This is a genomic window from Bacillus sp. FJAT-27445 (genome assembly GCF_001510665.1).
In the GTDB taxonomy this organism is placed as follows: domain Bacteria; phylum Bacillota; class Bacilli; order Bacillales; family Cytobacillaceae; genus Bacillus_D.
This window is the reverse complement of record NZ_LMTI01000005.1, coordinates 64,165-84,844: the sequence shown is the minus strand read 5'-3', so window position 1 is coordinate 84,844 and position 20,680 is coordinate 64,165. Positions and strand designations below refer to the sequence as shown.

Annotated in this window: 22 protein-coding genes; 7 read left to right on the top strand and 15 right to left on the bottom strand. The window is 43.8% G+C overall.

Annotated features, from left to right (window positions below; all coding sequences use genetic code 11):
- Window positions 1–232 precede the first annotated feature (232 nt).
- Entirely contained in the window at window positions 233–847 is a 615-nt protein-coding gene (locus AR337_RS15035) for a YdhK family protein (protein WP_059172840.1), read from the top strand.
- 83 nt (window positions 848–930) lie between these two features.
- Here the strand turns inward: AR337_RS15035 and AR337_RS15030 are convergent, their stop codons facing one another.
- The 8 genes from AR337_RS15030 to AR337_RS14995 form a co-directional block, all read right to left on the bottom strand.
- On the bottom strand, window positions 931–1,542 hold the full coding sequence (locus AR337_RS15030) for a nitrite reductase (protein ID WP_253701796.1): 612 nt from the start codon (window positions 1,540–1,542) through the stop codon (window positions 931–933).
- A 197-nt stretch (window positions 1,543–1,739) separates the two neighbouring features.
- Window positions 1,740–2,102, bottom strand: coding sequence for a response regulator transcription factor (locus tag AR337_RS15025; protein ID WP_059172838.1), 363 nt, complete (start codon window positions 2,100–2,102; stop codon window positions 1,740–1,742).
- A 77-nt stretch (window positions 2,103–2,179) separates the two neighbouring features.
- On the bottom strand, window positions 2,180–3,121 hold the full coding sequence (locus AR337_RS15020) for a F510_1955 family glycosylhydrolase (RefSeq protein ID WP_059172837.1): 942 nt from the start codon (window positions 3,119–3,121) through the stop codon (window positions 2,180–2,182).
- Window positions 3,122–3,143: 22 nt separating this feature from the next.
- Entirely contained in the window at window positions 3,144–4,556 is a 1,413-nt protein-coding gene (locus AR337_RS15015) for a 4Fe-4S binding protein (RefSeq protein WP_082687006.1), read from the bottom strand.
- Window positions 4,543–4,914 carry a hypothetical protein gene (locus AR337_RS15010; protein ID WP_059172836.1) on the bottom strand — a complete coding sequence of 124 codons (372 nt, stop codon included), beginning with the start codon at window positions 4,912–4,914 and terminating at the stop codon, window positions 4,543–4,545. Before AR337_RS15010 ends, AR337_RS15015 begins: the two co-directional genes overlap by 14 nt.
- Window positions 4,915–5,146: 232 nt before the next feature.
- Window positions 5,147–6,559, bottom strand: coding sequence for a SpoVR family protein (locus AR337_RS15005; RefSeq protein ID WP_059172835.1), 1,413 nt, complete (start codon window positions 6,557–6,559; stop codon window positions 5,147–5,149).
- 481 nt (window positions 6,560–7,040) lie between these two features.
- Window positions 7,041–8,564, bottom strand: coding sequence for an MDR family MFS transporter (locus AR337_RS15000; protein ID WP_059172834.1), 1,524 nt, complete (start codon window positions 8,562–8,564; stop codon window positions 7,041–7,043).
- A 457-nt stretch (window positions 8,565–9,021) separates the two neighbouring features.
- On the bottom strand, window positions 9,022–9,507 hold the full coding sequence (locus tag AR337_RS14995) for a DUF3889 domain-containing protein (protein WP_082687005.1): 486 nt from the start codon (window positions 9,505–9,507) through the stop codon (window positions 9,022–9,024).
- A gap of 31 nt (window positions 9,508–9,538) precedes the next feature.
- Between AR337_RS14995 and AR337_RS14990 the strand changes: the two genes are divergently transcribed.
- Complete coding sequence (locus tag AR337_RS14990; RefSeq protein ID WP_059172833.1) at window positions 9,539–9,793, top strand: YhdB family protein; 255 nt, start codon at window positions 9,539–9,541, stop codon at window positions 9,791–9,793.
- A 96-nt stretch (window positions 9,794–9,889) separates the two neighbouring features.
- On the opposite strand, the gene AR337_RS14985 is transcribed toward AR337_RS14990, so the two are convergent.
- The 3 genes from AR337_RS14985 to AR337_RS14975 all read right to left on the bottom strand — a co-directional run bounded on the left by AR337_RS14985 (window position 9,890) and on the right by AR337_RS14975 (window position 13,564).
- Complete coding sequence (locus AR337_RS14985; RefSeq protein ID WP_059172832.1) at window positions 9,890–10,534, bottom strand: response regulator transcription factor; 645 nt, start codon at window positions 10,532–10,534, stop codon at window positions 9,890–9,892.
- A gap of 13 nt (window positions 10,535–10,547) precedes the next feature.
- Window positions 10,548–11,666 (bottom strand): GAF domain-containing sensor histidine kinase, encoded by a 1,119-nt coding sequence (locus tag AR337_RS14980; RefSeq protein ID WP_059172831.1) that lies wholly within the window; start codon window positions 11,664–11,666, stop codon window positions 10,548–10,550.
- A 173-nt stretch (window positions 11,667–11,839) separates the two neighbouring features.
- Entirely contained in the window at window positions 11,840–13,564 is a 1,725-nt protein-coding gene (locus tag AR337_RS14975) for a phospho-sugar mutase (protein ID WP_059172830.1), read from the bottom strand.
- 187 nt (window positions 13,565–13,751) lie between these two features.
- Here AR337_RS14975 and AR337_RS14970 point away from each other — a divergent pair, with 187 nt between their 5' ends.
- Complete coding sequence (locus tag AR337_RS14970; protein ID WP_172797554.1) at window positions 13,752–14,186, top strand: disulfide oxidoreductase; 435 nt, start codon at window positions 13,752–13,754, stop codon at window positions 14,184–14,186.
- Window positions 14,183–14,656, top strand: a complete 474-nt coding sequence (locus AR337_RS14965) for a thioredoxin family protein (RefSeq protein ID WP_059172828.1) — start codon at window positions 14,183–14,185, stop codon at window positions 14,654–14,656. The genes AR337_RS14970 and AR337_RS14965 overlap by 4 nt, the downstream gene beginning before the upstream one ends.
- 53 nt (window positions 14,657–14,709) lie before the next feature.
- Here the strand turns inward: AR337_RS14965 and AR337_RS14960 are convergent, their stop codons facing one another.
- A complete protein-coding gene (locus AR337_RS14960; RefSeq protein ID WP_253701793.1) occupies window positions 14,710–15,105 on the bottom strand; it encodes a DUF5365 family protein in 396 nt (131 codons plus the stop codon).
- A gap of 130 nt (window positions 15,106–15,235) precedes the next feature.
- Here AR337_RS14960 and AR337_RS14955 point away from each other — a divergent pair, with 130 nt between their 5' ends.
- On the top strand, window positions 15,236–16,156 hold the full coding sequence (locus AR337_RS14955; RefSeq protein ID WP_059172827.1) for an RluA family pseudouridine synthase: 921 nt from the start codon (window positions 15,236–15,238) through the stop codon (window positions 16,154–16,156).
- Window positions 16,157–16,269: 113 nt separating this feature from the next.
- Here the strand turns inward: AR337_RS14955 and AR337_RS14950 are convergent, their stop codons facing one another.
- A complete protein-coding gene (locus AR337_RS14950) occupies window positions 16,270–16,527 on the bottom strand; it encodes a GlsB/YeaQ/YmgE family stress response membrane protein (protein ID WP_059172826.1) in 258 nt (85 codons plus the stop codon).
- Window positions 16,528–17,178: 651 nt separating this feature from the next.
- Between AR337_RS14950 and AR337_RS14945 the strand changes: the two genes are divergently transcribed.
- A complete protein-coding gene (locus AR337_RS14945; protein WP_059172825.1) occupies window positions 17,179–17,796 on the top strand; it encodes a DUF47 domain-containing protein in 618 nt (205 codons plus the stop codon).
- A gap of 10 nt (window positions 17,797–17,806) precedes the next feature.
- Window positions 17,807–18,805 carry an inorganic phosphate transporter gene (locus AR337_RS14940; protein ID WP_059172824.1) on the top strand — a complete coding sequence of 333 codons (999 nt, stop codon included), beginning with the start codon at window positions 17,807–17,809 and terminating at the stop codon, window positions 18,803–18,805.
- Window positions 18,806–18,856: 51 nt separating this feature from the next.
- On the opposite strand, the gene AR337_RS14935 is transcribed toward AR337_RS14940, so the two are convergent.
- Together AR337_RS14935 and AR337_RS14930 are read right to left on the bottom strand one after the other, a co-directional pair.
- Complete coding sequence (locus tag AR337_RS14935) at window positions 18,857–19,786, bottom strand: aminopeptidase (protein ID WP_059172823.1); 930 nt, start codon at window positions 19,784–19,786, stop codon at window positions 18,857–18,859.
- A gap of 18 nt (window positions 19,787–19,804) precedes the next feature.
- Window positions 19,805–20,566 (bottom strand): IclR family transcriptional regulator, encoded by a 762-nt coding sequence (locus AR337_RS14930; protein ID WP_059172822.1) that lies wholly within the window; start codon window positions 20,564–20,566, stop codon window positions 19,805–19,807.
- Window positions 20,567–20,680 lie beyond the last annotated feature (114 nt).

Sequence of the window (20,680 nt, the reverse complement as noted above, 5' to 3'; positions counted from 1 at the left end):
CCCTTTTCGGTTATTTAGAGTCTAGGCTAATCATTGGAATGATGACGATTTCAAAAATCTAATGGAAACAGGATGTCTATCTTAGACATCCTTTTTAGGTTGTTTTAACTGGCCCCCCTTCATATTGGAAATTGTTATTTTCCGAAGTAATTAAACTTAGTTTCAAATCGTCCTTCACAATTTCTGCAAATATTGTGGGTAATATGAGGTTAAATACATTAAGGAGGTAATTATGGTGAAAATGTTGAGAAAAGTGACATTATTTTTTCTGGCCCTGATTCTCTCTGTAATTTTGGCAGCTTGCGGAAACGATGATCAGGGAAACAAACAGAATAATACAAATGTAGGAGAGGATGCGGAACAGGAGCAAGGGAAAAAACAGGAGAGTGGAGGACACAATGGGCACGAAGGAATGAATCATTCAGGTTCGGGTGAAGTCCCTGAAGGCTTGAAAGAAGCCGAGACCCCTAAATATGAAGTCGGAAGTAAAGCGATTATTACTGATGACCACATGCCAGGAATGAATGGCGCCGAGGCAACCATCGTAGGAGCGTTCGATACCACTGTGTACACAGTATCTTATACACCGACTGCCGGGGGGGAAAAAGTAACAGATCATAAATGGGTCATACATGAAGAAATTCAAAACGCAAGCGACTCACCGTACAAGGCCGGAGATGAAGTTGTACTTAAGGCCGACCATATGGAGGGGATGAAAGGTGCAACTGCAACAATCGATTCTGCACAACAAACGACTGTATACATGGTTGACTTTATACCGACTACCGGTGGAGAACCGGTAAAAAATCATAAATGGGTTACAGAAAGCGAACTATCAGCAAAATAATAATGAAGGCACCAGCGAGATTCATTCCTGAATTTACTGGTGCCTTTCTTCCAACTAGAGAAATATTTAGTTTTCTTGAAGGGTTAGCTTATTAGACCTTTGTCTATCCGTTTTAAAAATTTATGAAATGCTTCGCGTTTTTTGCCCATTTGCGAATAGAGCCCGATAATCTTTTCTACAGCATCGTACAGTTCCTCGGATGTGAGGTTCTCCTTTATCAATGTTCCCACTTCTGCATCTTTCCCCTTTGCCTTGCCTCCGACATAGAGGTTGAACCGATCACCCATTTTCATAACACCCAAATCACTCAGCATCGGTTCCCCGCAGCCAACTGGACATCCTGTATAGGCGACCTTTAAGGTGAATGGGACGGCTTTCCCAGCAATTCTGCGATTTAATTCCTTCGCAACTGGCATTCCTTCTTCTTCTTCCCCTTTGCAAAAGTTACAGGTCCTCAAGCTCTTTACAAAGTTCCCGACAGGATAGCAGGATAAACCCACAGAATTGAATTCTTCCATTATTTCAGCTTGTTTCTCTTCAGGTATGTCTATATAAATTTGTTGGAATGTCGTTAGCTCCAATTCTTCGTTTTCATCCAAATATTTAGCGATGGTTATTAATTGCTTCGAGTTAAGTTTAGCTCCAAACCCTATTCCCCCATTGACTGCAATCCTAATTTTTTTTGGCCCTCCCACCGTTACTTCTCCTCCTGCCATTCTTTTCTACCTTAATAACTAATATTACCTCTTAATACAGGAATGGGATATATTTTTTAAAAAGGATTTGCCGAGGCAGGCGTTCTAATTGGATTCCCTAAAAAAACTGCTGGGGTTAAAGTTATGCTAGACCAACAATCATTGAAAGAGTCTTTTCCCTCTATTCTGATTTCATCCTATTGTAAGTTTTTTACAATTGACTGAACATGCATCAGAAGCGTCTCTTCATCAAAAGGTTTCGATATGTGGCTAGTCGCTCCACAATGGAAACTTCTTAGAATATCTTCAGGTTGGTCTCTTGCCGTGAGCATGATAATCGGGGCTGATGATATCTCCCTTATTTCACTAGCCGTTTCCCACCCGTCTTTATCAGGCATCATTACATCCATAATTATAATATCAGGATTATCCTCGGATACAGCTGCTTTTGCATCCTCTCCTGATCTTGCTTTCATGCAGTGAAAGCCTTTCGGTTTTAAATAGAGCTCCAACAAATCCAGCATTAAAGACTCGTCATCAACCAGCAATATTCTTCTCATATCAGTTACCTTTCCAGGAGTATTTTAAAAAGGCACTGGAATGTGTTTCAAAAACCCATTCCAATGCCATAAACACGTTACTGTATGGTTCCGCTCTCCATTATTTTCGACCAATTATTGCCTGCATCGTCTGTAAATAGGACAGTATTCTCGAACGTTGACACAGCGATTTTCTTTGAATCTTTAGGGTTTATGCCAAAATAGGCGACCGCATCCTGTCCTAAGTCAAGACCTTTCCCCACCCAGGTAGTGCCCTGGTCACTGCTAGTTGCGATGCCTGCTTCTTCATTTGTAATGGAGTATGCGATCAGTTCCTTCGTATCTGGTAGCACACCGAATGCCGTGATTAATCTTGACTGGTCAAAAACAGTCCAATTCACTCCCCCATCTTCTGATTTAAGGATTCCTGAATCAGTTCCAGCAAGGAGAACATCCTCATTATCAGGTATTGAAATAATTGAGTAGATGGTGTGTAGATCTTGTGGAAGTCCAGATGATTTTAGTATTTCCCAGTCCTTACCTTTATTGATGCTCTTGTACAGCCCTGCTTTGTATCTGCCGCTGTCCATTTGATTTACTCCGTATATGACCTTAGGATTTGTGTAGTTGGAGGTTAGGATATGGAAATCTATTTTTCCGAGCATCGATACTTGTTCCCATTTCTTCCCGTTATTTTTACTCATCATAAATCCAAGAGGGTTTGGAAGACTCGAATTTTTGCCTGGGTGCCCGCTGCTAATCATGGACCCGTCGCTCATGACGGTGAAGCCCATAAAGTCAAAGTCGTAATTCCCCTTTAGTTGCCAGTCTTTTCCCCCTTTTGTTGCAAGCATTCCTTCATGGGTTGCCACATAAATATTTTCATCCGACGAGTAGGCAATGCCATGGAGGTGTTCCGCTTTAAAACCTTTTGCGAGGGCAGTTGATTTCTGATCGTTTGCTTTGGTTTGAGAGGAACTGCAGCCAGATATAATCAATCCTATTGATAAAATTCCAGAGATAATCGCTATTTTTTTCATATTACATCCTTCTTTCTGTTTTTTATACCCTGTGGCTCATTGGGAGAGAGAACAGGTAGATATTTATTAGGGCCAATATAATCATCAGCCCGTAGACTGGCAACAAGGATTTAAAGGTATTCTTATTGCCCATCTTGTACGCGGCATAGCCTGATCCAATCAATCCAATGACAATAATTGCGTACTGAATTAACTGTACGGAAGAAGCAGGTGCAAATGCAAGGCTTTCAGGACGTGCCGTTGATCCAAATAGGCCTACTGTGTTGAACCAGATTGCCTTACCTTCTGTTATGACATGGAACAGGTTATGTGCGAGATGGCCTGCAAGATCAAGCGGGATGATGGCGTATCCAAATCGGATAAAATTCCTCTTCACCGATTCCGCCATCCCCATTTTCGCCGACAATTTCGCCGTTCCAAGCAGGAGAAGGATAGGTAGTGCCATTGAGAAGACATAAGCAATTGTGAAATTTATTACATAACTGGATGTGCCAGTTACACTTCCGATTGCTTTAAGGATATCCCCCCAAATTTCAAGCATTGTGATATTTTGAACAAATACAATGCCCATGATGACTGCCGCAAGAGCCGCATGTTCTAGTTTAGGATTTTTAATGAACCAAAGCTCCTTTGTTGGAGGGCGGAAAGACAGCCTAACTGAATCGTTCGGGCAATTCTTGATGCAGTTTCCGCAGACGTTGCATTCAGCACTTGAATCCATTGTCCTTACGAATTGGAACATCGGGCACCCTTCCGCTTTTTCACTGCCTTTGAAACAAGCCTGGCTTGTGCAAGTTCTACAGATTTCAGGGGTGCCCCTGACTTCCAACGCTCCTGCACGGGAATAGTTTCCTGCCAGTCCGCCGAGGAAGCATAGAGTTTTACAAAACGTTCTTCTTTCATAGAAAACGGAAGTGGCGACAACCATAGTAACAAGTACCAATAGAAGATAGCCCGATCCCCGAGGGGATTCAACAATACCCCAAACATGGTCACTGTATGTTATCAAAATGAAGAATATATCAATCATCCAAATTCCATATTTTTTCAGGAATTTCGGCATTGGGCGTTCGCTTCCGACAAGCTTCCTGACAATGTCACTTAGTTTTCCGAACGGACAGATTGCACACCAGAAACGGCCAAGGGCAACGAACAAAATGGGGATGACTGGCCACCAAAGTACCCAGGTCATTGTTGTCCCAAAGTTTCTGGATGGATTAGCTGTTCCAGCAACAAGCTCGAAAACGATAAAGGAGAAGACCAAAATGACAATCCATTGGAAGATACCAGGGTACCATCGGCTTTGAATGAATTTTTTCACCAGTGGGATAGACAACAAGTTAAACGGTGTTTTGGCTGATTGGATATCGGATTGAGATGATTTGTTTGATTGATTTCCTTTTTGGGTTGTGAGCTTTTCCTTAGGAATTCCCATTAATGTTAACCTTCCTTCTAAACCTTCTGTTCCAGATACCTACCAAGATGAACGAAAGATTAATCCCTCCAAATGTTCCAAGTATTTTTAGATTCGGGGGAGTTTCAGTTACTGGTCCATGACCATGACCCCCTTGTTCAGCCCCATTATCATGAGAGTGATTTGAAGAGGCCTCCCCGTTTTGATTAGACGAAGCATGCTCATCGTGATTTCTTTTCTCTGTTTTTTTGCCTTCGCGGAACGATTCCACAGCTTTGATGACATTTTGATCCTGACTATGTCCTTCGCCCGCGAGTACATTCATATTAAATGAAAGCATGATTACCGCACCGATAAAAAGTGATACACCTCTTTTCAACTGTCTTCACCTCCGCTGTTCGTATAGCTTGAATTTATAGGGAAACTGTGCAGTTTTTCTGTGTTTTTTGTGCAGATATTGTGAAATCGGGTAAGCGGGATACTTTATTCAATTTTTTGTAATAATTAAGGTCTGGCCCTTAGTTAAGTTGTTAATATGATTGTTATAAATTTTTTCCTTTTCTTTTTTTGCATAAGAAAAAGCAGCATTCTCCATGCTGCCTTCACACTCTCTATAAATACTTCCGATGCACGCCCTTGCCGTCATACGTGAACAGCATGTTCCTCTCCTCAATCATTGATTCAATGTGGACTGTCCTTCCCCAAAGCTGATGAATATAAGGAAGCACCTTCTCCAGATACTTAATATCAAGTTCAATTCCTTCATACCAATGCTTCAGGTACAGCTCGCCATTTTTCATATAGTCGCCGTCATTCACGGTGATGTACGGGAAGCCGCCGTTCACCCGCATGCTGACAAGCCTGTCACGGACATGCTCCCATTCCTTGTCAACGATCTTGTAGTCCTTTCCCTGCTTTTGGAACAGATACATGTCTTCCCGCATGACGAGATCCTTGGTCAGATAATTCCTCAGAAAAGAAATATCCGAATCCATCTCCCTGACCTCGAACATTTTCTCCCGGCCTGAATCAGGCTTGACACCGCGGCGCTGCATTTCCTCGGTCGGTTTGTTGTATCTCTCTTCAATGTCCTCAAATATTTTGATCCCCAGGTAATAAGGGTTAATCCCTGTTTTCGAAGGCTGGACGACACCGGCATTCAGCTTGGCGAATTCAATTGCCTCCGAACTAGTCAGATCCATCTCGCGGAGTATCCGCTGGTGCCAGTATGAAGCCCAGCCTTCATTCATGATTTTCGTCTCAAGCTGCGGCCAGAAATACAGCATTTCCTCCCTCATCATCGTCAGGATGTCACGCTGCCACGGCTCCAGTTCCCTGCTGTAGGTTTCAATGAATAACAAAAGGTCTTTTTCCGGCCTTGGAGGAAACTTTTTTACCCTCTTTTTGTCCTTCTGGCTTTTGGACTTCTTCTCATCCAGCTTCCAAAGATCATCATACGGGCTTGGCGGGCGATCTGGGCTCTCTTCCTCCTCATCGCCTATGGACCAGGAAAGTTTCGGTCTCATTAATGACGGGTCGATGTGTTCATCAATTGCCAGGACGGCATCCAGGAATGTTTCGACTTCCTTTTTTCCGTATGTGATTTCATAATGGTGGACCCGCTCGGCAGTCGCAGCCATGCTTTCGACCATATCACGCTTCGTGTTCTCGAAACGGACATTATTTTTGAAAAAGTCACAATGGGCCAAGACATGGGCAACAATCAATTTGTTCTGGATCAGGCTATTGCTGTCGAGAAGAAAGGCATAGCAGGGGTTTGAGTTGATTACCAATTCATAAATCTTGCTAAGGCCCAAATCGTACTGAAGTTTCATCTTGTAAAATTGTTTGCCGAAGCTCCAGTGTGAAAACCGGGTCGGCATACCGTAGGCACCAAACGTATAAATAATGTCGGCTGGGCAAATTTCGTACCGCATTGGGTAAAAATCAAGGCCGAAGCCACTCGCGATTTCGGTAATTTCACCAATTGCGCGCTCAAGCTGCTTCCTGTCATCGCTTTTCATGTAGCTATTCCCCCTTTTCCTCTTACAACAATGTATGAGCGGCGGGGGGGAATGATGAAATGTGAAATAGTGGAAGAACAAAATGTGCAAGCGCCTTCGCTACAAGCACAGACCGCTTGTCCCTGCGATGATTATTCTAAGGAGCTTTCCTTAGTGGTCAGCCCCGACCAGATTAAGACGGGGCCCGCAGGACACTGAATGGCATCCCTGAATCCGCCCACGCACGAAGGAAATGCGAGCATTTCCGAGGACGGGCCTGCCCTCCGGAGGGAACCGGCTTAAGACCTCGAGGGGCTAGGCGCTCCTCGAAAAAGCTATCGCTTTTTCTTCGTGCGAGGATTATGCTTCCGAAGCTTACTCTTGTGGAGCTGGATTACTAAAACTTTTTTCGAGTTATACACAATGTTGGATTTTAAAATTTCCTTATAGGATGAAAAAAGTGTAAAAAGCAAATTGCTCTTTACACTTTCATTTTTTCTTATTAGGATGCTGTTTTTTCTTTGTTTACTTCTACCCGCGCATTACCCATAAAAAAGATAGTAATGGCGGCAAAGGCAATCGGAATCATGGTAAGCAGAAATATAAACGTAATGGAGTCCGACATGGCATTCACGATGATTTCAAGGATATCTCCGGGAATCCTTGCCCTTCCTTCCCCACTGAAAATCTGCCTTGGGTCACTCATGTTCATCGTTGGATTGCCTGAACCTGCACCTGGAAATGCGGAAAATGCCTTTTCCAACCTATTCGCAAAAACTTTCGTTTGAATGGTTCCGAAAATCGTAACTCCGAGTGTCATTCCAAATGATCTCAAAAAGGAATTCGTAGAGTTGGCCGACCCACGGTATTTGAACTCCAGATTATTGATTGAGGCAGCCGGGAGCAGCGAAAAGGAAAACCCTGTTCCAAATCCAACAATCGCCATAAAGACGGTCAACAGAATCCGCGATGTTTCCGGAGTCATCGTGCTGAGCAAAAACATGCCAGAAGCATAAGCAATAATCGATACAAACATTAGATTCCTAAAGCTCGTTTTCGTTTGGAAAATGCCGCCAATCATACTTCCCACAACGGATCCAAGCATCATCGGGGTTAGGATAAAACCGGCATTTGTGGCCGACCCTCCGTACACCGCCTGCACAAAAATCGGAATGAAAACTGCCAGGATTATGAACGTCCCCCCATAGAGGAAAGCGAGGATTTGAGACGTTGCAAACAGTCGGTTCTTGAACATCCAAAATGAAATGATTGGTTCCTCCGCCTTTCGTTCAATTAGGAAAAAGGCGATAATAAATACAGAAAAGACGGAAAACAATCCGATAATTTGTGAGGAAATCCATTCATATTCCTTGCCTCCGAGCTCCAATGCAAACATAAGCGCCACAACGGCTACCACAAGCGTGATCGCTCCCCACCAATCCACTTTTTGCTTTTTGTGCTCGAGTGACTCCTTATAATATAAGGAAATCAAGACCAAAGAGACCAAACCGATAGGAAGGTTAATGTAAAACACCCAATGCCAGCCGAATGAGTCCGTTATGAAAGCACCCAGAAGAGGCCCTAGGACACTGGATATCCCGAAAACGGCTCCAAGGAGTCCCGTCATTTTCCCTCGGTTTTCCGGAGGGAAAATATCGAACACAATGGTAAAGGAGATAGGAAGAAGCGCTCCCCCGCCTATTCCCTGGATAGCACGGTAGATGATCAGCTGGTCCATCGTTTGTGCCAGCCCGCAAAGACTTGAGCCCAAAAGGAATACAACCAAGCCAAAAATGAAGAACCTTTTCCGGCCATACATGTCAGATAGTTTCCCGTAAATCGGCATACCGGCCATAACAGCTACCATGTAGGAAGCTGTGACCCACACAAACTTATCGAACCCGCCAAGGTCGGAAACAATGGTCCCCATGGCCGTTGCGACAATGGTATTGTCCATTGCGGCCATCAATATCCCAAGCAACAAACCAGAAACGACCAGCTTTAAATTTTTATCTTTAACCGCCAAATGTCTCCCACCTTCCCATTTTAAAATTTCCGCTAGAAGGCCTTTTAAAAAATCAGGAAAAAGGATTCATGCGCAAAAATTCCTCAATGTCACTCAATGAATATAATGGAAATTTCCCATAAATGTCAAAATTTTTGTAAAAGGTTTATGGAGTGTGGATTGTTATGAAGACAGTTTTAAAGGGTTTTGCGGTTAAAACTGTCGTTATCGGGGTTATGAAGACAGTTTTGAACGGGTTTCCCGGTTGAAACTGTCTTCATCAGGGGTATGAAGACAGATTTGAACGGGCTTTACGGTTGAAACTGTCTTCATCAGGTGTATGAAGACAGATTTGAATGGGCTTTGCGGTTGAAACTGTCTTTATCGGGGATATGAAGACAGTTTTGAATGGGTTTCCCGGCCATGACCGTTTTACGCTAAAAAAATCTCCAAATGGTCTTAAGACCCCTTACTCCACTTATCTTTTCTCCGATACAACCTTTAACGTGACAAGTTTTTCAGCCTTTAAATTATGCGAAATAATCACACGGACATATAAGGGAGTACCTTTCTCCACGACCTTAAAACGGAAAGTATCAGCTACTTCCGAATCATTTACTTTTTTCCGTCCCAGGTATTCGTAGTCGGTAATTGGATCGCCTGGATAGTCAACATTAACTATGGCCAAAGCCATCCTTCCATATTTTTCATAATCAAAATTTTGCGCTTCAATTTGGTTCGGCTGTAATGCAACAAATGCCAGGACGGCAATAAGTGTGGCAATCAATTTTCTCATGCAGTCATCCCTTTCCGTTTTACTCATGATGTAGTGTGGCTCGAAGGAAAATTTCCTATACATCGCCTTTGGGCGGACAGCGCTAATTATTCTGCCAGTTGTTTCAAATCCCTTAACAAAAGCATCTCCAACATTTTCAGCGAAACATTCTCCTCGAAATCCATACACTAAATTCAACTCCTAGTAAGGAGGAGAAAAAATGAATAAACCGGATTATGACAGGGCGCTGTATTATATACACCGCTCCCAATGGGACAACCTCCTGATTCTTATGGTCCGGACACGGGACCACTTTTTGTCAAAGAAAATTGAGCATTTTCTCCATGCCTACCACTTTGAGCGTGATTATGCTGTCCTTGAGAAAAAGCTCTACTCACTGCTGCATTACATTGACCATGCGGCTGTGATGCCCGAAGGTGAGCCGCAGCAAGTTCCGGCTTACAGTTTTTCCTGAATCAAAACAAGCGAATTCCACCACCAGGATACATTTAAGCACGGCCAGCTTCGGCCGTGCTTTTTTTATTTGCTATTACCCGCCATTTTAAACATGTTATTCTCGTGCCACACCGTTTTTGACGGCGAACAAAGCCGCCTGGGTCCGATCGGCTAGCTCGAGTTTTGAAAGGATGCTTGAAACATGGGTTTTCACCGTTTTTTCCGTAATAAACAGGGCTGTAGAAATTTCCTTATTGCTTTTGCCACTCGCAATTTCATTCAATACCTCAATCTCCCTCTTTGTCAGCTCGTCAAGCTGCTTCCTAGCATCCCTTTGGCTACCCGAAAGCTGTGAAAGGAGATGGGATGTCGCCTTCGGATGGATCTGGTTTTCCCCAGAACAAAGTCTCCGGATTGATGCGGCGAGTTCATCCGGCTCAATATCCTTGAGCTGATAACCAGTCGCGCCGGCCTCAATGGCGGGAATGACATGGTTTTGGTCCGAAAAACTCGTCAAAATCATAATTTTCATGTCTGGCTGTTTTTCCCTAATTATGGCTGTCGCCTTAATCCCATCCATTACTGGCATATCCAAGTCCATTAACACAATATCAGGCTTGAGCTCTTCAGCCATGGCGACTGCTTCCTTGCCATTTTTAGCCTCCCCGGCAATTTCAAAATCCTCCTGTGTTTTCAAAAAAAAGGCCAGGCCTCTCCGGACTACATTATGGTCATCGGCAATTAAAATTCGAATTCCCATACTCTCTCCCCCTTCAAACCGGAATCCGGGCAACTAGCATCGTTCCATGGCCTTCTGCGCTTTCAATCCGTAATTGGCCATTTAACCCTTCCGCCCTATCCTTCATGCTTTTCAATCCGAGCGATGGAAGCTCATTTACTTCATCATAGTGGAAACCACAACCTGGATCGCTAATTTCAACAATGAGCCAATTTTTCTCAACATTTATATCGATTGCTATTTTTGTTTGGCCGGAATGCTTTTTGCAGTTGGCCATCGCTTCCTGGCCAATCCTCCAAATTCCTTCTTCAATCTTCCCGGGCATGTTCAGCACCCCTTTTACATGGATAACCAGATCCAATCCCAGCATTTGCGCATATCCCCTTAAAGCGCTGACGATCCCGTTTTCCAGCCCTTGAGGGCGCAGTTGCCAAATGAGTGCCCTCATTTCATTCAAGGCTTCCTGGGCAAGCTCCTGGATATAAAAGAACGTTTCCTTGACCTCCGCTTTTTCCGCCATCGTTGCCCCACCCCGTGCGGTTAGGCTTACTGAGAACAGAAGCTGGTTTACTGAATCGTGCAAATCACGTGCCAGCCTGTTCCGCTCGGCAGTAAGAGCCAATTCTTGCTCTTTCTGGGAAAGCTTTATTCTTTTAAGTGCAGTTCCAATTTGGAGGGCGACCGATTCCAGGAGTGCCAATTCCCTTTTGTCAAAATGGGTCTTGTTTGGCGAGCCCACATTCAGAATGCCAAACTTTTCCTCACCAGCCCTTAGCGGCACTGTCGCGTGGTGGGTAAGTGATGCCGTATCACCGAGCTTATGCATGATTGCTTCCTCAAGCCTTTTACACTCAATGATGTTTGTTGCTTTATCCAGCCTGCCATCCCTGTACCGTTCAATGCACCAACAATCGCCTGAACACATCAATGCGAAGTTGGACTGCGATAATGCCTCGGGCAGGTTTTTCCTTGCCGAGAGCTTGTATAATCCATCTTGATCGATTAGAAAAATCCATCCAGTCTTTAGCCCGGTTACATTCAGCAGTTTTTCCAGCACGTCTGAAAGGATTTCATCCGTTTCCGTCCCTTTGTTTAAGAGTTCGGCAATATCTTTTAAAATTCCTAGCTCCAACAATCTTGATTCAGCTTCCATCCATGTCCCCCCGGCCACCGTTTTCTTTCATTATACCTCTTTTAATAATGATTGCCTTTAGCCAATCGGATGGGAAACACTACGACAAAAGTCTGATAAGGCGGGGGTGCTTTTTCGCTACTTGCTTTTCCTAAAAAAACCCGGCTTGCCAATTTGGCTGCCGGGTGGTCTCATTATAACTTTGTATTGACCAATTCCATGAACTCAGTTTCAATTTGCTTGAGTTTTTTCTTGCTCGCTTCAAGGCTGCTATCATTTACCCCAAAGTAAAACTTTATTTTTGGTTCGGTACCTGAAGGCCTCAAGCAGACCCATGAACCGTCTTCAAAGAAATATTTCAGTACATTGGATTTTGGCAGATCGATTTTTTCGATTCCCGCCTCGGAGACCCGTACACTCTCTAGATAATCCTCCGATCTGACAACTGGCAGTCCAGCAAGCGTTGCAGGCGGATTTGAACGGAATCCAGCCATGATGTTCGCGATCAATTCAGCGCCATCCTTGCCTTTCATGGTCAGAGACTGAAGCCCTTCCTGGAAGTATCCATATTTCTCAAACACGTTCATTAGGCCGTCATACAGGCTCAAGCCTTTTTTCTTATAGTACGCGCACACTTCTGAAGACATAAGTGCCGCTTGGACCGCATCCTTGTCACGGGCAAAATCGCCAATCAAGTAGCCATAGCTTTCTTCATAGCCAAACAGGAAAGTGTGATCACCCGACTTTTCAAATTCATTGATTTTCTCGGCAATGAATTTAAACCCTGTCAGGACGTCGATTGTCTTTAACCCGTATGCCTCGGCAATTTTTCGGCCGATTTCCGATGTTACAATCGTTTTCAGGACGACACCATTCTCGGGCAGGTTCCCTTTTGCTTTCTTTTGTTCAAGAATATAATCAAGCAAAACGGCTCCAGTTTGGTTTCCTGTCAGCACTTCGTATTCACCCTCATGGTTCTTTACAGCAATGCCGAGCCTGTCCGCATCAGGGTCAGTGGCAATTAGGATATCTGCATCCACCGCTTTACCATCGCGAATGGCCAGTTCGAATGCCGCATGTTCTTCCGGATTTGGGCTTTTGACTGTGGAGAAATTCGGATCCGGAAGCTCCTGTTCACGGACGATATGGACATTTTTATAGCCGAGGGCTTCAAGCGCCGCGCGGACAGGCTTATTCGCCGTCCCGTGCAGCGGGGTAAAAACAATCTCGATTGGCGACTCAGCTGCAATTCCTGGGATTTCCGAAATGGTCGCAAGCTTTATTGTATATGCGTCATCGATTTCTTTTCCTATCGTCTCGATTAGACCGGCGGAACGCAATTCCTCTTCGCTCCTGGCTTCAATAAGTAATTCGTTTTCCACCTCGTTCACTTTCGCGATGACTTCATCCGCGCTCTCGGGTGGCAATTGCCCGCCATCATCGCCATAAACCTTGAAACCGTTATATTCCGGGGGATTATGGCTCGCTGTAATAACGATGCCGGCGATGGCGTGTAGATACCTGACAGCAAATGAAAGCTCAGGGGTTGGCCGAAGCTCTTCGAATACATACGCTTTTATTCCTCTCGAGGCAAGCGTTCTCGCAGCTTCCATAGCAAATTCTGGTGACTTATGCCGAGAATCATACGCTATGGCAACACCGCGTCGTTTCGCTTCCTCGCCCTTTTTCTCAATATAAGAGGCAAGGCCATTGGAGGCTTTTCGAATTGTGTATACGTTCATCCGGTTTGTGCCTGCACCGATTTCCCCTCTCATTCCTCCGGTACCAAACTCAAGGTCTTTATAAAAAGAATCCTCGAGCAGTTTATCATTTTTTTTCATTGAATCCAATTCGGCCCGTAATTCGGTATCCAGGTTCACAAAGTCCATCCATTTGGCCGCTTTTTGTCTCCACTCCATTGCAATTCCTCCGCTTCTGGCAAGCTTTTTTCTATTTCAGTTTGTAGCGAAAAGGCCGCTGCGAAACATATCATCTTTATTCTATCGGGTTGGGGCGGGTTTTTCCACATTCGTCATTTTTCGACCTGTCCAAGGATTGTACAAAATAAAATTTTTCCCTTAATATATTGAAAAAGAGGTGAAAAAAATGAACAAAGACAACCGGGAGAATGTTTTATTTTTTGCATGGGCCGTATCCGTTGTAGCAATGTTCGGAAGCCTGTATTTCTCAGAAATCCGTAAGTATGAACCTTGCGAGCTCTGCTGGTATCAACGGATTCTTATGTATCCCTTAGCATTGCAATTAGGAATTGCAATTGTGAAGAAAGATTACCGGTTTGCTTTGTACAGCAAGTGGATGTCTGCAATTGGCATGGTAATTTCTGCTTACCATTATTCTCTTCAGAAGCTGCCGTTCATGGCCGAGGCTGCCCCAACTTGCGGGAGGGTTCCATGCACTGGCCAATATATAAACTGGCTTGGCTTCGTTACGATTCCATTTCTCGCCTTTACAGCGTTTACACTTATTTTTATTTGCAGCATGATTATTTTGAAAAAATATAAGGAGGAACCTACATCATGAAGAAAGTACTCATATTTCTTGGAATCATTGTCCTGTTATTCGTTGGGACTTGGTATTTGACTGACAAACAAAATGAAGGAAATGCAGGGGGAAAAAATCCGTACGGCAACAAATCACTCCATCCTGAAACAGTTGCGCAGCTGGATGATCCGAATTACCAAAATATTGTCACCTTGGATAATTTGGAGAAAAAGCTTGCCAATCAGGAAAATCTAACTGTTTATTTTTATAGCCCAACATGCCCGCACTGTAAAAAAGCTACTCCTATTTTAATGCCGCTCGCAAAGAAAATGGATATAAATATCCTGCAGCTGAATGTACTTGAGTATGACTCCGCCTGGGATATCTACAGTATCGAAGGGACACCGACATTGATTCATTTTGAAAATGGCCGTGAAACTGCAAGGATTGCGGGAGGACAGGACCAGGAAATATACCAGCAATGGCTGAAGGAAAATGCCGCGGAGTGATCAACATGCAAAAAACGCCTGAAGCAGGCGTTTTTGTTTTAGACCATATGAGGTTAGACGAGCAGTTGGTTTGCTGCGGGGGTAAAAACACTGAAAATGGAATCATTGCATTTTTTGCCAGGCAGGAATGAATCATACTGGAAGGGAAAATAAAACCCATAGAAGCGTAGGTTTTCGACATTTTTCATAAAAAGAGCCCTGTGGTGGTCACCAGGAACAGGAGAGTCTAGGATAGATATAAGCGTTTGCAGGCTGGTCATCACGTAAAAAGCATCCCTTAGCGTTCCAAATGCGTCCTGGCAGCTCTCCTTATGTAGCACCCCCAGCCTTTCATAATCTTTGATCTCCCTGTCCGAAAAATACCTGGGCATAACCCCTGAAAAAAAATACTCAATCAGGTCACCAATTTCTTCATCCTGGCCGGCCGTCGAAGCAAAAACGATTTTCACGGAAAAACCACCTTTGTTACATTTGTAATACTGACGTAATATATCATTAGAATAGCACATTCAGAACTGTAAATTGGATGGTAATTTCATCCACGTAAAACCAAATTTGGGAAAGCAAAGGAGCCTTGCGATGCTTGATACAAAAAGAGTAGGAAATTATCTTGAAGTGGCTATTCCCGCTTTATGGGACGGAATAACAATCGCGGAAATTTTCAAGGAAAAATGGAGGGTTCCGAAAAAACTATCCCATCATTTCAGGATGGAAGGAAAAGTATTGCTAAAAGGGGAACGGGCTGGGTGGGAGACACCTTTGCCTGCTGCAACGAAACTCCATATCTTGCTATTTGAGGATACACTTCCAGCAGTTCAGCCTTTTTACATTGATTTGGGCATTTTGTATGAGGACAGCCATTTGCTTATTGTTAATAAGCCTCCTTTCATCACTACCCATCCAAATTCACCTGAAGATACTGAAACGTTGGTAAATGCTGTCGCAGCGCACTTACTGGCTTCAGGGGAAGGCGGGAATGTCCAGCAAATACACCGTCTTGACCGTGATACATCCGGCGCCATTATTTTTGCGAAACATCCGCTCGCCGGAGCCGTTCTTGACAAGATGTTGGAGGAACGGGCCATTAAAAGAACTTATCTCGCGGGAGTTCAGGGAACGGCACTTAAGAAAAAAGGAACAATTAATGAGTCAATCGGCCGCGACCGCCACCACCCTACCCGGCGGCGTGTTTCCAAAACTGGCTTGGAGGCCATTACCCATTACAAGGTTTTAAAAGCAGAACCTTCAAAAGGTTTAACTTGGATCTCATGCTGGCTCGAAACAGGCAGGACCCACCAAATCCGTGTCCATTTCAGCCACATTGGCCATCCCTTGGCTGGGGACGAGCTATACGGGGGACAGCCTATTTTTAACCGGCCTGCCCTCCACTCGTCAAAAGTTGAGTTCAGCCATCCAATTACAATGGAAGAACTCATTATCCATGCTCCATTCCTTGACAACCCTCCCATTTTTCGCGGAATTGACGTGGGAAGTATTTGAGATTTTAGAAAGCAAAGGCTTCAAGTTGCCTGTAGAACGTTTTCCAAATACAGCTATGTATGAACCCAAAAATAAAAACAGGCCTCCCGTTTTTCGGGAGGCCTCGCTATTTATTAATGATTTGACCTGCGGAATGCTCTCATAATCATACTTAGCAGGAATACCAGAATGACAGCTCCGATAATGGCCGGAATTATCGCAAAGTCCGCAACGACAGGACCCCAGTCACCGAAAATCGCTGTACCCAACCATGCACCTACAAAACCTGCAATAATATTACCTATAATTCCGCCCGGAATATCCTTGCCGACGATCATCCCTGCTAACCAACCGATGATACCTCCGATGATTAATGCCCATAGAAAACTCATGTAAATTCACTCCTTAAAAAGTTAGTTGTTTGTTTAAGTGCGCCTTTTTTTCGGCTGCTGCAGCCACAAACAGCTTTGGGGGCAACAAACTGAACGACTTTGTTCAACGTTGTTTTTCCTAACTGTTTGTACCTATAAATTACCCCCATTTTTTTAAAATAAACACACACCGTCATACTCTGGAAATAACGAAATATTCTGTCCAATCTAAAAGGGCACTGGTATCATTCCTATAGTCCCTAATCTTCAACGAATAGTAAATCAATTATGTTTGCTTTTACTTGAATTCTTAATAAGGCAACCGACTTTTGAAATGCCGAATTTTTTTTAAGAATTTCTATAATTGATTTCACCTTTTCAATCGGCCTCCTTTGACCTCACACAAACGTTACATTTGAAACCGGAAATAAGCACAATATAAAGAAGAAAAATTCTCAGCTGGCGTTTCATTGGCTAAATGAAGGATATATATAGAAGGAATTTGAAAAACACAAAGCCAAAATGAAAAAGGACCCTACTCCTACTCTCATCCTTCAACCCAAATGTTAAGTTTTTGTAAATTCAGCGTAAATACCTTTTCATTTTAGTTAATTTTCATTTACAATTAGCTAGTTCTTGGAATTTTGGAATAAAAAATGGGGGTTATCCATAATGGCTTTTAAAAAGAATGACAAGTTCACCACGCTTCTTAGTGAAATTGCTGAAAACTTAAAAGAAAGCGTCAATTATTTTACCGACTATAAGCTCAAAAACGTCAGCGACCTTAAAACGTTTTCCGAAAGCATGAAGGAGTATGAGTCAAAGGGCGATACGTTTGTCCATTCAGTCATTAAGGAACTGAATGATGCCTTCATTACTCCGATCGAGCGAGAGGATATCCTCCATCTTGCAAACAGCATGGATGATGTATTGGATGGATTGGAGCATTGTGCGGCGCTGTTTGAAATGTACTCTATTACAGATGCTGATGATTTTATGCTGCAGTTTACGAACGCAATCCAAAGCAGTGTACTTGAAATTGAAAAAGCGGTCACCCTTCTTGCTACCAAGAAGCTTCTGCAAATCCGTGAGCATGCAATTTCTATCAAGGATTATGAATCAAAATGTGATGGAATTCTTAGGCAGTCAATCAAGAATCTATTCTCTGTTGAAAAGGACCCCATCCGGATTATTCAATATAAAGAAATTTACGAAACACTTGAAGATATCGCAGACAGCTGCCAGGGTGTAGCGAATACGCTCGAAACTATAATCATGAAAAACGCGTAAGGAGCTTATTATGGAATTAGCATTTATTTTAACCCTAGCAATCGTCATTTTGGCCCTTGCGTTTGATTTCATAAACGGTTTCCACGATACCGCTAACGCGATAGCCACTTCCGTATCCACTAAAGCGCTTAAGCCCCGGCATGCGATTATCCTTGCATCTGTCATGAACTTCGTTGGTGCAATGACATTCACCGGGGTCGCAAAAACGATTACGAAGGATATTGTGGATCCATTCACTCTTCAGAACGGGAGTGTCGTCATTATGGCCGCCCTCCTGTCCGGGATAACATGGAACCTTTTGACTTGGTATTTTGGAATCCCAAGCAGTTCATCCCATACCTTAATAGGTTCGATTGCAGGTGCGGCAATTGCTTCTTCAGGATTTAGCACACTTGAATACAAAGGCTTCCTGAAAATTCTTCAGGCCCTTATTTTCTCTCCAATCCTTGCTTTCATTGTCGGGTTTATCGTGTATTCCATTTTTAAATTTGTCTTCAAGGATGCCAATTTGACAAAAACAAACCGCAACTTCCGGTTTATCCAAATCGGTACAGCAGCATTGCAATCCTATACACATGGAACAAACGATGCTCAAAAGGCAATGGGGATTATCACAATGGCTTTGATTGCCAATGGTTATGTAACAACTTCAGATATTCCATTCTGGGTACAGTTTGCCTGTGCGACAGCAATGGGGCTTGGAACGTCTGTAGGCGGGTGGAAAATCATTAAGACCGTTGGCGGTAAAATCATGAAAATCCGGCCGATTAATGGCGTTGCTGCCGATTTAACTGGAGCGGCGATTATATTTGGAGCGACTTTCATCCATCTTCCAGTCAGCACGACCCACGTAATCTCTTCCGGTATCCTAGGTGTTGGTGCTTCCCACCGCCTGAAGGGCGTAAAATGGGGAACGGCGCAAACGATGCTGCTCACATGGGTCATCACCCTGCCAATTTCAGCGACGCTTGCAGCAGCTTTCTATTATATTCTGAACCTTTTCCTATAATAAAAAGGGGCCTTCAAACTTGTGAAGGCCCCCTTTTATATTTATACGAGTCTATTTTATACCTAACTCTTTTCCATCAATCTTTACAATTGGACCGGTAATCACACAATCAATGTGAACGCCTGCCTCGTTCGTCCCTCCAAACGGTTTGTTGCTGCCAAAAGCGATGTGCACGGTGCCAAATACCTTTTCATCTTCCAAAACATTGCCCGTCAATCTCGCTTTTTTATTCGTGCCAATCCCAAATTCGGCGATGATTCTGCCGTTCCCGTCCCCGAGAAGTTCGAGCAAGCGCTTTCCTTCTTTTCCGGTCGCATCCGTCAATCTACCCTTTTCAACTGTTAATAACACCGGCTCACTTACGACGCCAATACCGGCAATGGACCCATCTACCAAAATCGTCCCATTCGCTGAATCTTCGATTGGCGCAATATAACTTTCACCGGATGGAAGATTCCCTGACTCTCCTTTATTTCGGAAGACGCCTGTGCTTGGAATACCCTTCCTCCCTTTGATGGAAAGAGTCAATTCGGATTCACCTTTCGCAATGGTTACGGTTTCTCCGTCTTCAAGCAGGCGGCAGTATTCCTTGGTAAGCTGCTCTACTTCCGTATAGTCAGCTGTTATCGCGCCTTCCTTCAGCATATCCACTGTTATTCCCGGCATTGTTGCAACACGCGCCCCTGAGGCTGACGCTTCCTTTCTTGCCTTTGTGTGGGTAAGTGAATGAAGTGTAATGCAAAGGACTGCATCAGCAGTTTTCATAGCCCTCGCGACAGCCTGAGGCGGTTCTTCCCCGGACTTTGTCCTGGTCATCATCTTCATCAGCATTGTTTCATTGCCCAAGGCAATACCCGCTTCATAAAAAACGTCGGCAACCTCACAAGACTCAGGGTCGGCAACGATTAAAATATGCTCATTATCCTGGATGTTTAAATTTGACTTCAATATTGACTTGGCTACTTCTACTAAATCCGACAATTATTATCCCTCCTGACGCTAAACTTTAAACTTCAATTGATACCGTTGGATGACGCTGCCTACCTCATCCCTTGTTGCCATTAGCAAAGGAAGGTATTCGTTTATTTTTTCTTCGGTCATCCTGTAAACCGGACCTGAAACAGTAATGGATCCAATGATTTCTCCCCCGTCAAACAATGGAACGGCAACAGCAAGAACATCCCATGTGTACTCACCCTGGCTCTGTGCCCATCCTCGTTCCCTAATATGCTCAAGCTCTGCTTTAATTTCGTCGGCGTCTGTCATAGTTGTTTTTGTGTATTTTATTAACTCCGATTGGATGACGGAATCAATGAAATCCTCCGGCATATAAGCTAAAATGGTCCGATAGGAAGCGCCTACATACAACGGGGCACGGCTTCCAGCGGAAACTGAAAACTTCACTTTGTTTTCCGGTTCGACTACATCGAGTGTAACCGCTTCATCCCTATCGAGAACTGTCAAAAAAATCGATTCTCCGGTCTTGTCCCGAAGCCGTTCCAAAATCGGACGGATTAAGTTTGAAACATTAAGGCTCTCATACATAATCATGCCTAATTCCCATGTAGCATACCCAAGGGAATATTTCTTTGTCACCTTATCCTTTGAAATGAATCTATTTTTCTCTAATGTTTCAAGAATGCGGTAAATATTCGTATGGTTCAGGCCCATTTCATTTGCCAGTTCCCGTCCTCCCCAGACCGGGCGTTCCTTTGTAAACATTTTCAAGACTTTCAATGCCAAATCCAAAGTCTTTAGCACATAATTCCTCCCCCTTCAAAACCTTTCGACAATTCCCATTACATCTCTAATTCTGGTAAAAAGCAATTATTTTTTCAATAATAAACAGTTATCCTGCCAAACTCCAAATGGAGT